The 17,213-nt window shown below is 65.2% G+C and carries 14 protein-coding genes; 10 read left to right on the top strand and 4 right to left on the bottom strand.

The features are described 5' to 3' along the window. Positions 1-80 precede the first annotated feature (80 nt). Positions 81-1,607 (top strand): malonate--CoA ligase, encoded by a 1,527-nt coding sequence (locus JQ616_RS27380; RefSeq protein WP_212019941.1) that lies wholly within the window; start codon positions 81-83, stop codon positions 1,605-1,607. Positions 1,608-1,749: 142 nt separating this feature from the next. Continuing rightward, on the top strand, positions 1,750-2,256 hold the full coding sequence (locus tag JQ616_RS27375; protein WP_212019939.1) for a DUF3658 domain-containing protein: 507 nt from the start codon (positions 1,750-1,752) through the stop codon (positions 2,254-2,256). Between the two features lie 8 nt (positions 2,257-2,264). Here JQ616_RS27375 and JQ616_RS27370 read toward each other — a convergent pair whose 3' ends face one another. After that, positions 2,265-3,125 carry a sulfite exporter TauE/SafE family protein gene (locus JQ616_RS27370; RefSeq protein ID WP_212019937.1) on the bottom strand — a complete coding sequence of 287 codons (861 nt, stop codon included), beginning with the start codon at positions 3,123-3,125 and terminating at the stop codon, positions 2,265-2,267. A gap of 165 nt (positions 3,126-3,290) precedes the next feature. On the opposite strand from JQ616_RS27370, the gene JQ616_RS27365 reads away from it, so the two are divergent. The 5 genes from JQ616_RS27365 to JQ616_RS27345 all read left to right on the top strand — a co-directional run bounded on the left by JQ616_RS27365 (position 3,291) and on the right by JQ616_RS27345 (position 7,845). Further along, complete coding sequence (locus JQ616_RS27365) at positions 3,291-4,211, top strand: LysR family transcriptional regulator (protein ID WP_249137343.1); 921 nt, start codon at positions 3,291-3,293, stop codon at positions 4,209-4,211. Between the two features lie 200 nt (positions 4,212-4,411). Further along, on the top strand, positions 4,412-4,810 hold the full coding sequence (gene sdhC, locus JQ616_RS27360) for a succinate dehydrogenase, cytochrome b556 subunit (protein ID WP_212019933.1): 399 nt from the start codon (positions 4,412-4,414) through the stop codon (positions 4,808-4,810). 14 nt (positions 4,811-4,824) lie between these two features. Further along, entirely contained in the window at positions 4,825-5,199 is a 375-nt protein-coding gene (gene sdhD / locus JQ616_RS27355) for a succinate dehydrogenase, hydrophobic membrane anchor protein (protein ID WP_212020190.1), read from the top strand. 3 nt (positions 5,200-5,202) lie between these two features. Continuing rightward, positions 5,203-7,041, top strand: coding sequence for a succinate dehydrogenase flavoprotein subunit (sdhA, locus tag JQ616_RS27350; protein ID WP_212019931.1), 1,839 nt, complete (start codon positions 5,203-5,205; stop codon positions 7,039-7,041). Between the two features lie 18 nt (positions 7,042-7,059). After that, positions 7,060-7,845, top strand: a complete 786-nt coding sequence (locus tag JQ616_RS27345; RefSeq protein ID WP_050402509.1) for a succinate dehydrogenase iron-sulfur subunit — start codon at positions 7,060-7,062, stop codon at positions 7,843-7,845. A gap of 28 nt (positions 7,846-7,873) precedes the next feature. On the opposite strand, the gene JQ616_RS27340 is transcribed toward JQ616_RS27345, so the two are convergent. The 3 genes from JQ616_RS27340 to JQ616_RS27330 form a co-directional block, all read right to left on the bottom strand. Next, positions 7,874-10,621 (bottom strand): bifunctional acetate--CoA ligase family protein/GNAT family N-acetyltransferase, encoded by a 2,748-nt coding sequence (locus JQ616_RS27340; protein ID WP_212019929.1) that lies wholly within the window; start codon positions 10,619-10,621, stop codon positions 7,874-7,876. A 113-nt stretch (positions 10,622-10,734) separates the two neighbouring features. Next, entirely contained in the window at positions 10,735-12,609 is a 1,875-nt protein-coding gene (feoB, locus tag JQ616_RS27335) for a ferrous iron transporter B (RefSeq protein ID WP_212019927.1), read from the bottom strand. Next, positions 12,606-12,893, bottom strand: coding sequence for a FeoA family protein (locus JQ616_RS27330; protein WP_212019925.1), 288 nt, complete (start codon positions 12,891-12,893; stop codon positions 12,606-12,608). The genes feoB and JQ616_RS27330 overlap by 4 nt, the downstream gene beginning before the upstream one ends. A 333-nt stretch (positions 12,894-13,226) precedes the next feature. Between JQ616_RS27330 and JQ616_RS27325 the strand changes: the two genes are divergently transcribed. The 3 genes from JQ616_RS27325 to JQ616_RS27315 all read left to right on the top strand — a co-directional run bounded on the left by JQ616_RS27325 (position 13,227) and on the right by JQ616_RS27315 (position 17,039). After that, positions 13,227-15,371 (top strand): hybrid sensor histidine kinase/response regulator, encoded by a 2,145-nt coding sequence (locus JQ616_RS27325; RefSeq protein ID WP_212019922.1) that lies wholly within the window; start codon positions 13,227-13,229, stop codon positions 15,369-15,371. A gap of 359 nt (positions 15,372-15,730) precedes the next feature. Further along, positions 15,731-16,558, top strand: coding sequence for an FkbM family methyltransferase (locus JQ616_RS27320; protein WP_212019920.1), 828 nt, complete (start codon positions 15,731-15,733; stop codon positions 16,556-16,558). Between the two features lie 94 nt (positions 16,559-16,652). Then, positions 16,653-17,039 carry a VOC family protein gene (locus JQ616_RS27315; RefSeq protein ID WP_212019918.1) on the top strand — a complete coding sequence of 129 codons (387 nt, stop codon included), beginning with the start codon at positions 16,653-16,655 and terminating at the stop codon, positions 17,037-17,039. The last annotated feature ends 174 nt before the right edge of the window (positions 17,040-17,213 follow it).

Genomic DNA, 17,213 nt, shown 5'->3' with positions numbered 1-17,213 from the left:
TGTCTCCGTTGCTTTTCGAAGGGCGTTTTTGCTAATCCAGCCAGAACCTTCCGGCCCTTTCGCCCCTTAGGGGATGTTGCATGAACACGACCACCAACGCCAACCTGTTTTCCCGCCTGTTCGACGGCCTCGACGACCCCAACCGGCTCGCGATCGAGCAGCTCGACGGCAGCCGCATCACCTATGGCGATTTGATCGCGCGGGCGGGCCAGATCGCGAATGTGCTGGTTGAGCGCGGCGTCAAGCCGGGCGACCGCGTCGCGGCGCAAACCGAGAAATCGGTCTCGGCGCTGGTGCTGTATCTCGCCACCGTGCGCGCTGGCGGTGTCTATTTGCCGCTCAACACCGCCTATACGCTGAACGAGCTCGAATACTTCATATCAGATGCCGAGCCGGCGCTGGTGGTCTGCGATCCCTCCAAGCTGGAGGGCATCAAGGCGATCGCCGCCAAGGTGGGCGCCAAGGTCGAAACCCTCGATCCCAGCGGAAAGGGCTCGCTGACCGAGGCCGCCGACAAGGCTGCGAAGGAATTCACGACCGTCCCGCGGGCAAACAACGATCTCGCCGCGATCCTCTACACCTCCGGCACCACCGGCCGCTCCAAGGGCGCGATGCTGTCTCACGACAATCTGGCGTCGAACTCGTACTCGCTGGTCGACTACTGGCGCTTCACCGACAAGGACGTGCTGATCCACGCGCTGCCGATCTATCACACCCACGGCCTGTTCGTGGCGAGCAACGTCACGCTGTTCGCGCGTGCCTCGATGATCTTCCTGCCGAAGTTCGATCCGGACGTGATCATCAAGCTGATGGCCCGCGCCACCGTGATGATGGGCGTGCCGACCTTCTACACCCGCCTGTTGCAGAACCCCGGCCTGAACAAGGACGCGACCAAGCACATGCGGCTGTTCATCTCGGGCTCCGCGCCGCTGCTCGCCGACACCCACCGCGAATGGTCGGATCGCACCGGCCACGCCGTGCTGGAGCGCTACGGCATGACCGAAACCAACATGAACACCTCGAACCCCTATGACGGCGACCGGGTGCCCGGTGCAGTCGGCTTCGCGCTGCCCGGCGTGACGGTGCGGGTCACCGATCCCGAGACCGGCAAGGAGCTCGCGCGCGAGACGATCGGCATGATCGAGGTCAAGGGCCCCAACGTGTTCCAGGGCTACTGGCGGATGCCGGAGAAGACCAAGGCCGAATTCCGCGGCGACGGCTTCTTCATCACCGGCGACCTCGGCAAGATCGACGACAAGGGCTACGTCCACATCCTCGGCCGCGGCAAGGATCTCGTGATTTCCGGCGGCTTCAATGTCTACCCGAAGGAGATCGAGAGCGAGATCGATGCCATGCCCGGCGTGGTCGAATCAGCCGTGATCGGCGTGCCGCATGCCGATTTCGGCGAAGGCGTCACCGCAGTCCTCGTCTGCAGCAAGGGCGCCGATGTCAGCGAAGCCTCGGTGCTGAAGGCGCTCGATGGCCGGCTCGCCAAGTTCAAGATGCCCAAGCGCGTCTTCGTGGTCGACGAATTGCCGCGCAACGCAATGGGCAAGGTGCAGAAGAATATCTTGCGGGATACGTATAAGGATATCTACGCGAAGTAGCTCGGCTTCGTAGCCCGGATGGAGTGAAACGAAATCCGGGAGCGGTCGATCGTTTTGAAGAATCCCGGATTGCGCTTCGCTTCATCCGGGCTACGCGATACCTATAAGGACATTTACAAGGCGTAGTCACGAGGCCTTTTGCATGGATCGAGAGCGGGCGGCCGAATTAAAGAAACATCTCCTGAAAGTGGGCCGGGCACTCGAACGCACAGTCATCGCCACGAAGGGAATCGACAAGGTCGATTGCGGCGCCTTGTTGGAGCATCTGACCAAGGCCTGCCAAACCGTCTACGAGAAACTGTCTGACATCTATGCGGAGCATCCAGATCTGGCGCCGCGACCGAAACCTCCACGGATCAGCAGCACGCTCACTTGGGATGAGGTTTCGCCAAGCCTGTCCGTATCGGTCACCAAACTCGACCAGATCATCTTCTCTGCCATGGAGCCACAATGGCGGAAGATGATGATGATTGTAGGCAGGGCATTTGTGGAGTGCGCGGACATCGGGCTAGCGATCAGCAGCGAGACGATCGCCGCCCGGATTCAGGCATTGGCAAGTGCGGGCCACTTTGAGAGCCAGGGCGACCTGCGGTACTGGGGCAATAGCATGATCCGATTGAAGGCCTCGCTTGTAGGCCAGGTGTCGTAGCCCTCCGGCTAATGTCCGCCGACGAGGCTGATCACGAACCGTCCGCCGACGATGAAGAGATAGGCCCCGAACGCCACCTCCAGCGCGCGCTTCGACAGCGCGTGCGCGACCTTGACGCCGAGCGGCGCGGTGACGAGCGTGGTCGGCATCACCAGCAGCGCGCCGATCAGCGAGACGTAGCCGAGCGCGAACGGCAATTGCAGAGCGGCGACCTCGGGAAAGCGCGCGGCCGCGGGCCAGCCGGCATAGATGTAACCCAACGCACCCGGGATCGAGATCAGCACCGCGAGCGCCGAGGAGGTCGCCACCGCCTGATGGATCGGCCGGCCATAGAAGGTCATCAACAGATTGGCGAACAGGCCGCCGCCGATGCCCATCAATGTTGACAGCAGGCCGACGAAGAAGCCGTAGACCTGCATCAAAAATCCCTTCGGCACCTCGTCGCCGAATTTCCAGGTCTCGCGCGCCAACAACAGCCGCGCGGCAGCCGACCAGGCCACCATCACGAACACGATCTTGAACAACCGCTCCGGCGCGAAGCGCGCGGTGACACTGCCGGCGGCGACGCCGATCACGATCGGCAGCCACCAGCGCTTCAGGATCTCCATGTCGACGGCGCCGCGGCGATAATGGGCGCGAAACGAGCTCAGCGAGGTCGGGATGATGATCGCGAGCGAGGTGCCGATGCACAGCGGCATCCGGACCTCAAGCGGCACGCCGGCGAGGCGAAAGCATTCGTAGAACACCGGCACCAGGATCGCGCCGCCGCCGATGCCGAACAACCCGGCAAGAAAGCCGGACAGCGCGCCGACCGCGATCAGCAGCAGCGCAAGCTCAAGCAATTCCCTGGGATCAAGGCCGGTCATCATGTCCTTCGCACAGTGTGTCGCGGCCACCGCAGCGAATGCCTCGGCGCCCGTCTTGAGACTGTTCGCGGAGACCAATAGCGCCTTTTGGAATTCGGGAGTATCTATGCTCTTGCGCAGGCTCTCTTGCGAAATGCGGAAGGATCGGGCTTGGACCAGCTTGCGGCGATGGCAGCCTTTGTCCGGGCGGTCGAGACCGGCAGCCTGTCGGCAGCGGCACGCTCGCTGCCGAGCTCGCTGACCTCGGTGAGCCGCCAGATCAGCGCGCTCGGGGAGCATTTCGGCACCCGCCTCTTGCTGCGCACCACCCGCCAGCTCGCGCTGACCGATGACGGCCGAATTCTCTACGAGCGCGCGAAATCGATCCTCGGCGAGGTCGGGGAGATCGAGGCCGCACTGGCGCGTGATCCGCATCAACCTTCGGGGCGGATTCGGCTGAGCTCGCCGAGCCTGATCGGACGGCTGGTGATCGCACCATTGCTGGTCGAGTTTCTGCGCCGCTATCCGGCACTGTCCGTCGACCTGCTGTTGATCGATCGCGCTGTCGACATGATCGAGGAGGACATTCATCTCGCTATTCGGATCGGCCGGCTGCGCGACTCGCAGCTCATCACCCGCAAGCTGACCGATCTGCAGATGATCGTGTGCGCGTCACCGGACTATCTGGCCCGGCGCGGCGAGCCGCGAACGCCGGGCGATCTCGCGACACATGACTGCCTGGTGTTTTCCGATTCGCCGGGCAGTGCGGAGTGGCGCTTTGCCGACGGCACAAAGACGGGTCGCAAATTCCGCATATCCGGTCGGCTCTGGATGAATAGCCTCGACGCGCTGCTTGCTGCAGCGCGGGATGGCGCCGGCATTGTCCGCGCGCCGTCGTGGCAGGTGCAGTCCGATCTCTTAAGCGGCCGGCTGCAACGCCTGCTGATCGGCCATGAACCAGCGCCGACGCCGCTGCAGTTGATGCTTCAGCCGGCGCGCCTGGCATCGCCTAAGATCAGGGCATTCGTCGATTATCTGGTGGAACAATGGGGCAAGATCGACGCCTTCCGGACCCCACGAGGGGGCACCTCAGGCATCCGCGAACATTGATTCACTTCTTAGTTCACTCGACCTTGCATCTGGTATACCACACTGCGGATCAACCAGAATTCGGCAACTCTAGCAATGAACTTCGGTTCGACCGAAGGCTATTTGGCCGTTGCGCGGCGGGGTGCGACTCCGTAAATAGAACTCCTCTACCGCGTTCCCCGATGGGCCGGGCGCGGTCCCTCACATCATAAAGCCCGCCGATGACCGCCAGGATCGAACGACCGCTTTCACCCCACATGCAGACCTACCGGTGGACGCTGACGATGGCGCTGTCCATCGTCCACCGCGCCACCGGCATAGCACTATATTTCGGCACCCTGCTGCTGGCCTGGTGGCTGATCGCCGCCGCCTCCGGCCCCACCGCCTACGCCAATGTCCAGGCCTTCACCGGCAGCGCGATCGGCAAGCTGATCGTGTTCGGCTACACATGGGCACTGATGCACCATCTGTGCAGCGGCATCCGGCATTTCTTCTGGGATCTCGGCTACGGCTTCAAGGCCAATGAGCGCGAGGCCCTGACCTGGGGCGCGCTGGTCGCCGGCATCGCGCTGACGGTGCTGGTCTGGATCATTGCCTACGCGGTGGGAGGTGGACGATGAGCGGCCCCTCTTCGATGCGCACGCCGCTGGAGCGCGTTCGCGGCCTCGGCTCCGCCCATACCGGCACCTCGGACTTCTGGCGTCAGCGCCTCACCGCGGTGGCGATGACGCTGCTGATCATCCCCGTAATCGTCGTGGTGATCATGCTGATCGGCCGCAATCATGCCGGCGCGGCGCAGATCCTCGGCTCGATTCCGATCGCCATCATCCTGCTGCTCTTCATCGTCGCCAGTGTCTGGCACATGAAGATCGGCATGCAGGTCGTGATCGAAGACTACATCCATAACGAGAAGCTGAAGATCGCCAGTGTGATGGCGAACAACTTCTTCTGCGTCGCGGTCGCATTGGCCTCGATCTACGCAATCCTCAAATTGTCGTCGGGAGTTTGACCCATGGCCGGTGAAGGAAACGGCAAGGCCACCAACGGCGGCCCGGCCACGAACGGCAAGGCCTACCCGATTCAGGACCACACCTACGACGTCGTCGTGGTCGGCGCCGGCGGCGCCGGCCTGCGCGCCGTGGTCGGCTGCTCGGAAGCGGGCCTGCGCACCGCCTGCATCACCAAGGTGTTCCCGACCCGCTCGCACACCGTTGCGGCGCAGGGCGGCATCTCGGCCTCGCTCGGCAACATGCATCCGGACGACTGGCGCTGGCACATGTACGACACCGTGAAGGGGTCGGACTGGCTCGGCGACCAGGACGCGATCGAATACATGGTGCGCAACGCGCCCGACGCGGTCTACGAGCTCGAGCATTGGGGCGTGCCGTTTTCGCGCACCGAGGACGGCAAGATCTATCAGCGTCCGTTCGGCGGCATGACCATGGACTACGGCAAGGGCCAGGCGCAGCGCACCTGCGCCGCCGCCGACCGCACCGGCCACGCCATGCTGCACACGATGTATGGCCAGTCGCTGCGTCACTCGGCCGAGTTCTTCATCGAATTCTTCGCCATCGACCTGATCATGGACGACCAGGGCGTCTGCCGCGGCGTGATCGCGCTCAAGCTCGATGACGGCACGCTGCATCGCTTCCGCGCCCAGACCACGATCCTGGCGACCGGCGGCTATGGCCGGGCCTACGCGTCGTGCACCTCGGCGCACACCTGCACCGGCGATGGCGGCGGCATGGTGCTGCGCGCCGGCCTGCCGTTGCAGGACATGGAGTTCGTCCAGTTCCATCCGACCGGCATCTACGGCTCGGGCTGTCTCGTCACCGAGGGCGCCCGCGGCGAAGGCGGCTATCTCGTCAACTCCGAAGGCGAGCGCTTCATGGAGCGCTACGCGCCGTCGGCGAAGGACCTCGCTTCGCGCGACGTCGTCTCGCGCGCGATGACGATCGAAATCCGCGAAGGCCGCGGCGTCGGCAAGAAGAAGGATCACATCTTCCTGCACCTCGATCACCTCGATCCGAAGGTGCTGCATGAGCGGCTGCCGGGCATCTCCGAATCGGCGAGGATCTTCGCCAATGTCGACGTCACCCGCGAGCCGATCCCGATCGTGCCGACCGTGCACTACAACATGGGCGGCATTGCCACGAACTATCACGCCGAGGTGCTGACCAAGCGCAACGGCGACGACAATTCGGTGGTGCCGGGCCTGATGGCGATCGGCGAAGCGGCCTGCGTCTCGGTGCACGGCGCCAACCGCCTCGGCTCCAACTCGCTGATCGACCTCGTGGTGTTCGGCCGCGCCGCCGCGCTGCGCCTTGCCGACAAGCTGACGGCGAACGCCAAGCAGCCGGAACTGCCGAAGGATTCGTCCGACCTCGCGCTCGGCCGGCTCGACCACTTCCGTCACGCTTCCGGCGGCACGCCGACCGCGAAGCTGCGCGACAGCATGCAGCATGTGATGCAGAACAATTGCGCGGTGTTCCGCACCGGCGATGTACTGCAGGAAGGCCAGAACCTGATCCACAAGGTCTATGGCGGCGTCGGCGACATCTCGGTCTCGGACCGCTCGCTGGTGTGGAATTCCGACCTGGTCGAGACGCTGGAATTCGACAATCTGATCGTGCAGGCGGTCGTGACGATGGATTCGGCCGCGAACCGCACCGAAAGCCGTGGCGCGCATGCGCGCGAGGACTTCTCGGCGCGCGACGACAAGAACTGGATGAAGCACACGCTGACCTGGATCGATCCGGCCGGCAAGACCACGATCGATTATCGTCCCGTCCACGATTACACGATGACCAATGATGTCCAGTACATCCCGCCGAAGGCGCGGGTCTACTGAGAACGAAGGCGAGCAAGCATGGTTGAATTCGCACTTCCGAAGAATTCGAAGATTTCCGGCGGCAAGACCTGGCCGAAGCCGGCTGGCGCCACCGAGACCCGCGAATTCCGGGTGTATCGCTGGAACCCGGACGACGGCAAGAATCCGAGCGTCGACACCTACTATGTCGACACCCATGATTGCGGTCCGATGGTGCTGGACGGTCTGATCTGGATCAAGAATCACATCGACCCGACGCTGACCTTCCGCCGCTCCTGCCGCGAAGGCGTCTGCGGCTCCTGCGCGATGAACATCGACGGCCAGAACACGCTGGCCTGCACCAAGTCGATGCACGATGTCGGCGCCGGCGGCGCGGTGAAGGTCAATCCGCTGCCGCACCAGCCGGTGGTCAAGGACCTGGTCCCCGACCTGACCAATTTCTACGCCCAGTACGCCTCGATCGAGCCGTGGCTGAAGACCACGACGCCGACGCCGCAGAAGGAGTGGAGGCAGAGCCACGAGGATCGCGAGAAGCTCGATGGTCTCTACGAATGCATCCTGTGCGCCTGCTGCTCGACCTCCTGCCCGAGCTACTGGTGGAACAGCGAACGCTTCCTCGGTCCCGCTGCGCTGCTGCAGGCGACGCGCTGGGTCACCGACTCCCGCGATGAAGCGACCGGCGAGCGGCTCGACAATCTCGAGGATCCGTTCCGGCTCTATCGCTGCCACACCATCATGAACTGCGCCAAGGCGTGCCCCAAGGGTCTCAATCCCTCGGAGGCGATCGCCGAGCTCAAGTTCAAGATGGTCGAACGCCAGATCTGATCTGACACAGCCGCGGCTGGCGCTGGTATCAGCGGCCAGCCGCCGGCCGGATCAGGATATCCGCACCGACCGCATCGACGCCGGGCCGATCGAGGTCGAGCACGACGTCGACGATGCTGTGATCCTCCGGATCCATCGTGACGGTGAAGCCGAGATCGCGGCACATCCCGATCATCGTGGTGTTCTCGGTCAAGACCTGGCCCGACAGGCGCTTCAATCCCTCCGACCGCGCATAGTGGATCAGGAGCTGCATCAGCGCCCAGCCAAGGCCTTTGCCCTTCAGATCGGACTGCAGCAGGATCGCGTATTCGGCGTTCTGGTACAGCGAATCCGAGTGCAGCCGGACCGCGCCCATCATCTCGCCGGTCACCGGATCGAGCGCCACGAAGGCCATCGCGCGCGCATAGTCGAGCTGGGTCAAGCGCGCGATGAAGGCATGCGAGAACTCCTTCATCGCGTGGAAGAAGCGCAGCCTGAGATCTTCTGCGGTCACGCGCTTGAAGAAATCGGCGACCATCGGCTCGTCCTCGGGGCGCATCGGACGCACCGTGACATGCGAGCCGTCGCGCAGCGCAAGCTCGCCTTCCCATTGCGACGGATAGGGTCTGACCGCGAGCCTTGTGTGGCCGGCGAACAGTCGCGTCGGCTTGCGGATCGCCACCCGCGCATCGAGCGCCAGCACGCCGCTCTCGTCGGCCAGCATCGGATTGATATCGAGCTCGGCGACCTCGGGAATGTCGGCGGCCATCTGCGCCAGCTTGACCAAAGTGAGCGGCACCACGTCAGCCGGGACGGCCGCCACATCGCCATAGCCGCCGAGCAGCCGCGAGACGCGGGTGCGTCCGATCAGCTCGCGGGCGAGATTCATGTCGAGCGGCGGCAGCGCAAGCACCTTGTCGTTGATCACCTCGACTGCTGGACCGCCACGGCCGAACACGATCACCGGGCCGAAGGTCGGATCGTCGGCGATGCCGAGGATCAATTCGCGCGCCGCGCGCCGCACGATCATCGGCTGGATCGTCACGCCCTGTAAGGCGGCATCCGGCCGCGCGCTGCGTGCGCGTTCCATGACGGTCCTGACGGCCTCGATGACGCTGTCTTTGGTCCGCAGGTCGCGAATGACGCCGCCTACATCGGAGGCGTGCCTGATATCGCGCGAAAACACCCTGACCACGATCGCGTGCCCCTCGGCGAGGAACGGAGCGGCCTTCGCGGCGGCGTCCTCTGCACTGTCGGCGACGAGCGTGGTCACGATCGGAATGCGATAGGCTTCGAACAGCGCGACGATCTCGGCCGGATCGAGCCAGGCGCGTCCCTCCGACAACGCCTTCACGACCACGTGCCGCGCCGCTGCCGTCTCCGGCGTGAACACTGAGGCGACGCCGGGCGGGGTTGCGGCGAGCGCGGTGGAGGCCTCGCGGTAGCGCACCAGATACATGAAGGCACGAACCGCATCGTCCTCGGTCGGGAAATGCGGAATCCGTGCCGCCTCGAAGATCGCGCCGGTGCGCTCGTCTGCGCCGACCCAGGCTGCAAGCACCAGTGTGGCGACCACGCTTCGCTTGGTCCGGCGGTCGCGCACGCATTGCGCCACCGCTTCGGCGATGCCCACGGCTGGCGCCACCGCGGTTTCGACGTTGGCGACCAGCACCGCGTCGCTGTTAGTGTCATCGAGCAGCGCGTTGAGCGCCACCACGTAGCGGGCGGCATCGGCATCGCCGGCGATGTCGACCGGATTGGCGCAGGACCAGCCCGACGGCAACATCTTGTCGAGCCGTTCAATGGTCTCCGTCGTCAGCGTCGCTGGAATGCCGCCGAGCTCAGCCAGCCGGTCGGTCGCGAGAATGCCGAGGCCGCCGCCATTGGTCAGGATCGCCAGCCGGTTGCCGCGCGGCACGAAGCCGCGGCCGAGCAGCTCGGCGCAATCGAACAGCTGGCGCAGATCGTAGACCCGCAATATGCCGGCGCGGCGGAACGCCGCGTCATAGACCGCATCCGAGCCGGCCAGCGCGCCGGTGTGGGTCGCAGCCGCCTTCGCGCCCTGCGCCATCCGCCCTGATTTGACGACGATGACCGGCTTCATGCGCGCGGCGGCGCGCGCCGCCGACATGAACTTGCGCGCATCCTTGACCGCTTCGAGGTAGATCAGGATCGCGCTGGTATGATCATCGAGCGCGAAATAATCCAGCAGGTCGGCGACGTCGACGTCGAGCTGGTCGCCGATCGACGCGATGCCGGAGAAGCCGAGCCGCCGCTCCGCCGCCCATTCGATCATCGCCGACGCGACCGCGCCGGACTGCGAGATCAGGGCGACATGTCCGTCCGACGGCTGATGCGAGGCGAAACTCGCATTGAGCTTGGCGCGCGGCACCATGACGCCGAGGCAATTCGGACCGATCAAGCGCATGCCGTATCGCCGCGCGGTCTGCCCCGCGGTCTCCGCGAGCGAGCCCGCGCCGTGACCGAGCCCGGCCGACAGGATCGCCGCACCGGCGACACCGGCGTGACCTGCCTCCGCGACGATCTCCGGGACCGCCGCCGCAGCCGCGCTGATGACAACGAGGTCAGGCACGAACGGCAGCGACGTCAGGTCGCGAACGGTCGGCTCGCCGTCGACCTCGGCATAGTGCCGGTTGACGACGCCGAGCTTGCCGGCGAAGCCGCTCGCCCTGATGTTCCGCAACACCGCCGCGCCGAGCGACGACGGGCGTGGGCTGCCGCCGACCACCGCGATGCTTCGCGGCGAAAATACCCGCTCCAGGCCGAACGTCGACATTGCGTGGTCTCGCAGGGCAGCGCGTGATGCGCTTCGGATGAACTCTACTTCCTCGTTCGACCGATTGTAACCATTGCGACCTCTGGCCCGTATGACGGAACGCAATACTGCGTTTAATGGAGGCCCAGCGCCTGCGCCAGATTGAAGGTCAGGAAACTCGCAGCATAGGCCAGCACGAGCATGTAGAGGAAAGTCACCACCATCCATTTCGCGCCGCCGGTCTCGCGGCGGATCACTGCGAGCGTCGAGGCGCATTGCGGGGCGAAGATGTACCAGACCAGCATCGACAGTGCGGTCGCCAGCGTCCATTTCTGCGCCAGCACCTGGCCGATCGCATCCGCCGCTTCCTTGCCGCCCTCGATCGAATAGACGGTACCGAGTGCGGCGACCGCGACCTCGCGCGCCGCCATGCCCGGGATCAGCGCCACCGCGATCTGCCAGTTGAAGCCGATCGGCCGCAGCAGCGGCTCCAGCGCATGGCCGATCATCGCCGCGAAGCTGTAATTGATCGCCGGCCCCTCGGCGCCGGCCGGCGCCTGCGGGAACGAAGCCAGGAACCAGATCAGCACCATCATCGAGAGGATCGTGGTGCCCGCGCGATACAGGAACATCTTGGCGCGGTTGAACACGCCGATCGCGATGCTCTTCAGCCGCGGCACCTTGTAGTCGGGCAATTCCAGCATGAACGGCGCCGGCGCATGGTCGCGCCACAGGAAGAATTTTGCGATCGCCGAGACCGTCAGCGCGCTGGTGATCCCTGCGGCATAGAGCCCGAACATCACGAGCCCTTGCAGATTGACGAAGCCCCACACCGTGGTCGCCGGAACGAAGGCCGAGATGATCAGCGTGTAGACCGGAATGCGCGCCGAGCAGGTCATCAGCGGCGCGATCAGGATCGTGGTCAGGCGGTCGCGTGGATTGTCGATCACCCGCGTCGCCATGATGCCGGGAATGGCGCAGGCGAAACTCGACAGCAGCGGAATGAAGGCGCGGCCATGCAGCCCGGCGCCGCCCATGATGCGGTCCATCAGGAACGCGGCGCGCGCCATGTAGCCGAAATCTTCCAGCAGCAGGATGAACAGGAAGATGATGATGATCTGCGGCAGGAACACGATGACGCTGCCGACGCCGGAGATCAGGCCGTTCTGCAGGAAGCTCTGCAACAGGGTCCAGCTCTCGGGCAAGACGTCGTGGATCAGTTGCCCCAGCGCGGAGAAGCCGTCCGACAGCAGCTCCATCGCCGGCTGCGCCCAGGTGAATACCGCCTGGAACATCACGAACAGGATCACGGCCAGGACCACGAGGCCCAAGACCGGATGCAGCACCACCGAATCGATCCGGTTGGTCAGCGTGTCCGGCTTGGTCGGCAGCGTCACCGCTACCGCGATGATCCGGTCCGCCTCACGCTGCGCCGCCTTGAGATCGGCGATCGTCGGCGTCGTCCACTCGCTGGCCGCCGCCTCATGCGACCGCGCCAGGAATTCGTCGGTCCGCTTCAACAACTCGTCGACGCCACCCTTGCGCACCGCGACCGAGGTCACGATCGGCAGCCCCAGCTCCTGCGACATCCGATCAAGATCGATCGTGACACCGCGGCGCTTGGCGATGTCGATCATGTTGAGCACGAGCATCATCGGCCGGCCGACGCGCTTCAGCTCGAGCACCAGCCGCAAGGTCAACCGCAGATTGGTGGCGTCTGCGACGCAGAGCACGAGATCAGGCACCGCCTCGCCGTCGAAGCGGCCGAGCACGATGTCGCGGGTGATTTCCTCGTCCGGGCTGCGGCCGCGCAGCGAATAGGTGCCGGGCAGGTCGAGCACGGTGACGCTGCGGCCCTCCGGCGTGACGAAGCCGCCGGATTTGCGCTCGACCGTGACGCCGGGATAGTTGGCGACTTTCTGGCTGCTGCCGGTCAACCGGTTGAACAGCGACGTCTTGCCGGTGTTCGGCGCGCCGACCAGCGCCAGGCGCAGGGATGCTGTGGTCATTCGACGATCACGGCCATGGCTTCGCTCCGGCGCAGCGCGATCGTGATGTTGTCGACGCGCACCGCGATCGGATCCCGCCGGATCGTGCCTTCATGCAGGATTTCCACGCGCGCGCCTTCCACAAATCCCATCTCGACCAGGCGCTGCTCCAGCTCCTGCGCAGAGAGCGATGAGCCCGTCACGAGCGCATCGAGCCTGATGATCTTGCCGACAAAGCCGCGATCCGCATGTCCGAGCCGGATATCCCTTGGATTGTCCTGGGAGGAGTTTGGATCGCCTGTCATGCGGCCTGTTTTTCAGCAGGTAGTCACAGGGTCAAGCATTTGCCCGTGAGAGGTTTTAGAACTCCTAAAAACAGCACCCGGACGCGCCATCCCGGCCGATTTTGCGCTTGACTGGCGGCAAAGGGCTAACGAGGTCGTGATGGCGCCGAGCAGCGCCCGCCCGGCGCCGCCACGGATGTGAGGTGGCGACCACTTGATCGATCCCGGTTGGCCTCCGGTAACCTTGAGCGGCCGCGGCATGACGAAGCAGCCCCTGCACCACGCGCCAGGACGGGGTTTCGCTTCCTCCGGCGCAACGGTTTGCGTTAATGTCGCTGCGGAGCCGGAGCGCCCGTGCAAACCGCACACCGCAATTCGCTGAGACTGCTGCAATGGATGATGGCCGCCTCGCTGGCCCTTCCGCTGGCGCTGTTCATGTTTGCCTCGGCGATGTCCTGGATCTCGACCAGCGACGCCGCCGACCAGGAGATACAGCGCACGCTCGACATCGCCCATGAGCACGCGCTCAAGGTGTTCGAGACCATCGACCGCAGCCTCGCCGAGGTCACCGAGGTGATCCGCGGCATGAGCGATGCCGACATCACCGCGCACGAGAAGACCCTGCATCAGCGGCTCCGCGCGGTCGCCGAGGCGCTGCCCCAGGTAAAATCGGTCTGGGTGTTCGATGCCAACGGCCGTGCCCTCGTCAACAGCCTGGTGGAGCCGGCTCCCGACATCGATTTCTCGGATCGGGACTATTTCCGGATCCACGTCCAAGGCGACATCGGCACCTTTATCGGCGAAGTGCTGACGCCGCGGCCGCCCTATCTGGGCGCGCGGTTCTTCAGCGTCGGCCGGCGCCGCAACAACGAGGACGGCAGCTTCGGCGGCGTGATCCAGGCATCCGTACTTCCGGAATATTTCGAGAATTTCTACGCCAAGATCGGCCGCGAACCGGGCAGCTTCCTGGCGCTGATCCGGACCGACGGCGCGGTGCTGGCGCACTTCCCCGTCATCGACCACCCCGTCAGGTTCGAGCCCAGCGGACCGCTCGGGCAGCAGCTCGTCGCCCACCCGCAGGCCGGGACCATGACGATCCTGTCCCCGGCCGACGGCATCGAGCGGCGCATGCGCTATGAGCGGCTGGCCGAATACCCGGTTTATGTCAGTGCCGGCCTCGAAACTGCGGCGATCCGCTCGCGCTGGGTCTCGACCATGGCCCAGCACCTGATCTTCGGCATCCCGGCCACCGCCCTGCTGTTCGGCCTGCTCGCGCTCGCCTATCGGCGCACCCAGCGTCTGGAGGAAGAGGCCAACCGACGCATCGAGGCCGAGGAGGCGCTGCGCCATGGACAGCGGCTGGAGGCACTCGGGCAACTCACCGGCGGCGTCGCGCACGACTTCAACAATCTGCTCACCGTGATCCGCGCCTCGGTCGACATGCTGCGGCGGCCGGACCTGCCGGAGCCGCGGCGGCTGCGCTACATCGATGCGATCTCCAACACCGTGAACCGCGCCGCCAAGCTGACAAACCAGCTGCTGGCATTCGCGCGCCGGCAGACCCTCAAGCCCGAAGTGTTCGACGCCTGCCAGAACGTCCGCACCCTGAGCGAGATGATCACCACCCTGATCGGCTCACGGGTCGAAATCACCGCGCAGGTGCCGGACGAGACCTGCCTCGTCAATGCCGATGCCGGCCAGTTCGAGACCGCCATCCTCAACATGGCGGTGAATGCCCGCGACGCCATGGACGGCGTCGGCCGGCTCACGATCGCGGTCCGCGTCGTGGACGAGCTGCCATCCGCGACGAGCACTCCACCGAACTCGCACGGCCATGTCGCTATCACGGTGGCCGATACCGGCGTCGGCATTCCGCAGGAGCTGTTCGGCCGCATCTTCGAGCCGTTCTACACCACCAAGGAGGTCGGCCACGGCACCGGCCTCGGCCTGTCGCAGGTGTTCGGCTTCGCCAAGCAGTCCGGCGGCGAGGTCACCGTGACCAGCGAAGTCGGCAAGGGCTCGACGTTCACACTGTATCTGCCGCGCGTCGTCGGCGGACCCAGCGCGCAATCGCCGCTCACGGAGGATGCGCCTTCGGTCGATCCGACCAGTGCGTCGGTGCTGATCGTCGAGGACAATGCCGAGGTCGGAAAATTCGCCGCCGACACGCTGACCCAGCTCGGCTGCACCTGCGTGCTGGTCGAAAACGCCACCCACGCGCTGGAGGAGCTCGCGGTCGACCCCAACCGCTTCGACCTGGTGTTCACCGATGTCGTGATGCCCGGCATGAGCGGCATCGAGCTCGCGGAAGAGATCCGCCGGCAGGGCCTCGATCTGCCGATCGTGCTCGCCTCCGGCTACAGCCAGGTGCTGTCGCAGCAGGGCAGCGGCGGCTTCGAGCTGCTGCATAAGCCCTATTCCGCCGAGCAACTCGCCCGCGTGCTGCACAAGGCCGCGCGCTCGCGCCGCCTGAAGCGGGATCAAGCGCCAGCGGGGTGAGATGGTGGCGCGCAGTTGCCACACATTCGCCGTCGTCCCGGCGAAGGCCGGGACCCATAACCACTAAACGTGATTGTTGAACGACGCTGGAATGACGAGCCTCGCTCCCAACGACTGCTGCGGCGTATGGGTCCCGGCCTTCGCCGGGACGACACCGAATATGTTGCGGCTTGTGAGTCATACTTCTGTATTCTCGCGACATGATTTTGTCCGAGTCTTGCTCTTCGTTCCGCCCTCCTCTCACGGAGGGCGCAAGGGCTTGCGCCGCCGGGCAAATCGGTGGCAAGGACGCCCGAACGAGCCGTTGGCGCTCCGGTCAAAACCGGTTATGCATGCCGCGCTTTTGACGAGGACCAGGCTTGATCCCCAGCAACGACATTTCGCCGGCGCCGTTCGGCGCCTTTGCGCCCAATGCGGCGCAGGCCGCCATCATCCGGCTGGCGCACGGCTCGGGATTGAAGCGCGGCGCGTTCCGGCCCTGGCTGTCGCGGCTGGTCGATCTGTTCGGCTCGGGGCCGCTCGACGTGAGCTATCAGGGCGCGTCGTTTCGCTTCTATCACCAGGCCAGCGCGACCGAGCGCGGCGCGCTGTTCAATCCCGATTACAATCTCGAAGAGCTCGCCTTTCTGCGTCGGCATGTCGGCGCCGGCGGCACCTTCGTCGATCTCGGCGCCAATGTCGGCACCTATGCGCTGGCGCTGGCGCGCAATGTCGGCCCCGATGGCAAGGTGATCGCGATCGAGCCGCATCCGGTGACGCATGCGCGGCTCAAGTTCAACACGCAGGCCTCCAACTACCCGCAGGTGCGGCTGGTTGCGGCGGCCGCTGGCCCGACCGACGGCGAGCTGATGATCGAGACCGACGGCGACAATCTCGGCGCCAGCCACATCGTCACCGGTACGCCCACCGGTAAGGCATACAAGGTGCCGTCGCTGCGGCTGCAACGCATTCTCGACGAGGCCGGCACTGCTACGGTCGACGCGCTGAAGATCGACGTCGAGGGCTTCGAGGACCGCGTGCTGACCGGCTTCTTCCGCGACGCGCCGGAAGCATTGTGGCCCCGCGCGGTGGTGATCGAGCATCTGTCGAAGGACGAATGGACCGACGACTGCATCGCCGACATGCACACGCGCGGCTACGTCGATCAGGGCCGGACCCGCAGCAACACTCTGCTGGTGCGAGAGTGAGATGAGCTCGCGGCCGCGGCCCTCACCTCCCCGTTTCAAGATGAGGTGAAGCCAGAGCGCGGATGCGAATGCATCACAACAACGGAGGCTCGCGATGATCGACCATATCGGCTTTTCGGTCTCTGACTACGAACGTGCGAAGGCGTTCTACCAGGCGGCGCTGGCGCCGCTCGGCTACGGCCTGATCATGGAAGTGCCCGCCGAGGTGACCGGGCACGCGCCGGCGGCGGGCTTCGGCGCCAACGGCAAGCCGGATTTCTGGATCGGCGGCGAAGGCGCGATGAACAAGCCGGTGCATGTCGCGATCACCGCCAAGGACCGCGCCACCGTCGACGCCTTCTACAAGGCCGCGCTTGCGGCCGGCGGCCGCGACAACGGCGCGCCCGGCATTCGCGCGCATTATCACCCGACATATTACGGCGCGTTCGTGCTCGATCCCGACGGGCACAATATCGAGGCGGTCTGCCACACGCCCGAATAGCGGCCGGGCGGATTGCGCGGCGAATCAGCGGCGCGGGAACTGCCTGAACCACCCGGCATGCAACCTGCGACAGATCGACCCGTCGCGCGATCGATCACGCGCGCGCCTCAGTTCCACATCGATTGCGAATGTGTCGGAGCGTTTCTTCTGAATGTCCAGTGAACAAAGCCACAT

The organism is Bradyrhizobium tropiciagri (genome assembly GCF_018130545.1).
Lineage (GTDB): Bacteria > Pseudomonadota > Alphaproteobacteria > Rhizobiales > Xanthobacteraceae > Bradyrhizobium > Bradyrhizobium tropiciagri_A.
This window is presented reverse-complemented; position numbering and strand designations above follow the sequence as displayed.

What these genes read in the sequence shown, in the direction of transcription:
- JQ616_RS27380 (WP_212019941.1), top strand. Translation starts at nt 81, where the DNA reads ATGAACACGACCACCAACGCCAACCTGTTTTCCCGCCTGTTCGACGGC.
- JQ616_RS27375 (WP_212019939.1), top strand. Translation starts at nt 1,750, where the DNA reads ATGGATCGAGAGCGGGCGGCCGAATTAAAGAAACATCTCCTGAAAGTG.
- JQ616_RS27370 (WP_212019937.1), bottom strand. Translation starts at nt 3,125, where the DNA reads ATGATGACCGGCCTTGATCCCAGGGAATTGCTTGAGCTTGCGCTGCTG.
- JQ616_RS27365 (WP_249137343.1), top strand. Translation starts at nt 3,291, where the DNA reads ATGGCAGCCTTTGTCCGGGCGGTCGAGACCGGCAGCCTGTCGGCAGCG.
- sdhC (WP_212019933.1), top strand. Translation starts at nt 4,412, where the DNA reads ATGACCGCCAGGATCGAACGACCGCTTTCACCCCACATGCAGACCTAC.
- sdhD (WP_212020190.1), top strand. Translation starts at nt 4,825, where the DNA reads ATGCGCACGCCGCTGGAGCGCGTTCGCGGCCTCGGCTCCGCCCATACC.
- sdhA (WP_212019931.1), top strand. Translation starts at nt 5,203, where the DNA reads ATGGCCGGTGAAGGAAACGGCAAGGCCACCAACGGCGGCCCGGCCACG.
- JQ616_RS27345 (WP_050402509.1), top strand. Translation starts at nt 7,060, where the DNA reads ATGGTTGAATTCGCACTTCCGAAGAATTCGAAGATTTCCGGCGGCAAG.
- JQ616_RS27340 (WP_212019929.1), bottom strand. Translation starts at nt 10,621, where the DNA reads ATGTCGACGTTCGGCCTGGAGCGGGTATTTTCGCCGCGAAGCATCGCG.
- feoB (WP_212019927.1), bottom strand. Translation starts at nt 12,609, where the DNA reads ATGACCACAGCATCCCTGCGCCTGGCGCTGGTCGGCGCGCCGAACACC.
- JQ616_RS27330 (WP_212019925.1), bottom strand. Translation starts at nt 12,893, where the DNA reads ATGACAGGCGATCCAAACTCCTCCCAGGACAATCCAAGGGATATCCGG.
- JQ616_RS27315 (WP_212019918.1), top strand. Translation starts at nt 16,653, where the DNA reads ATGATCGACCATATCGGCTTTTCGGTCTCTGACTACGAACGTGCGAAG.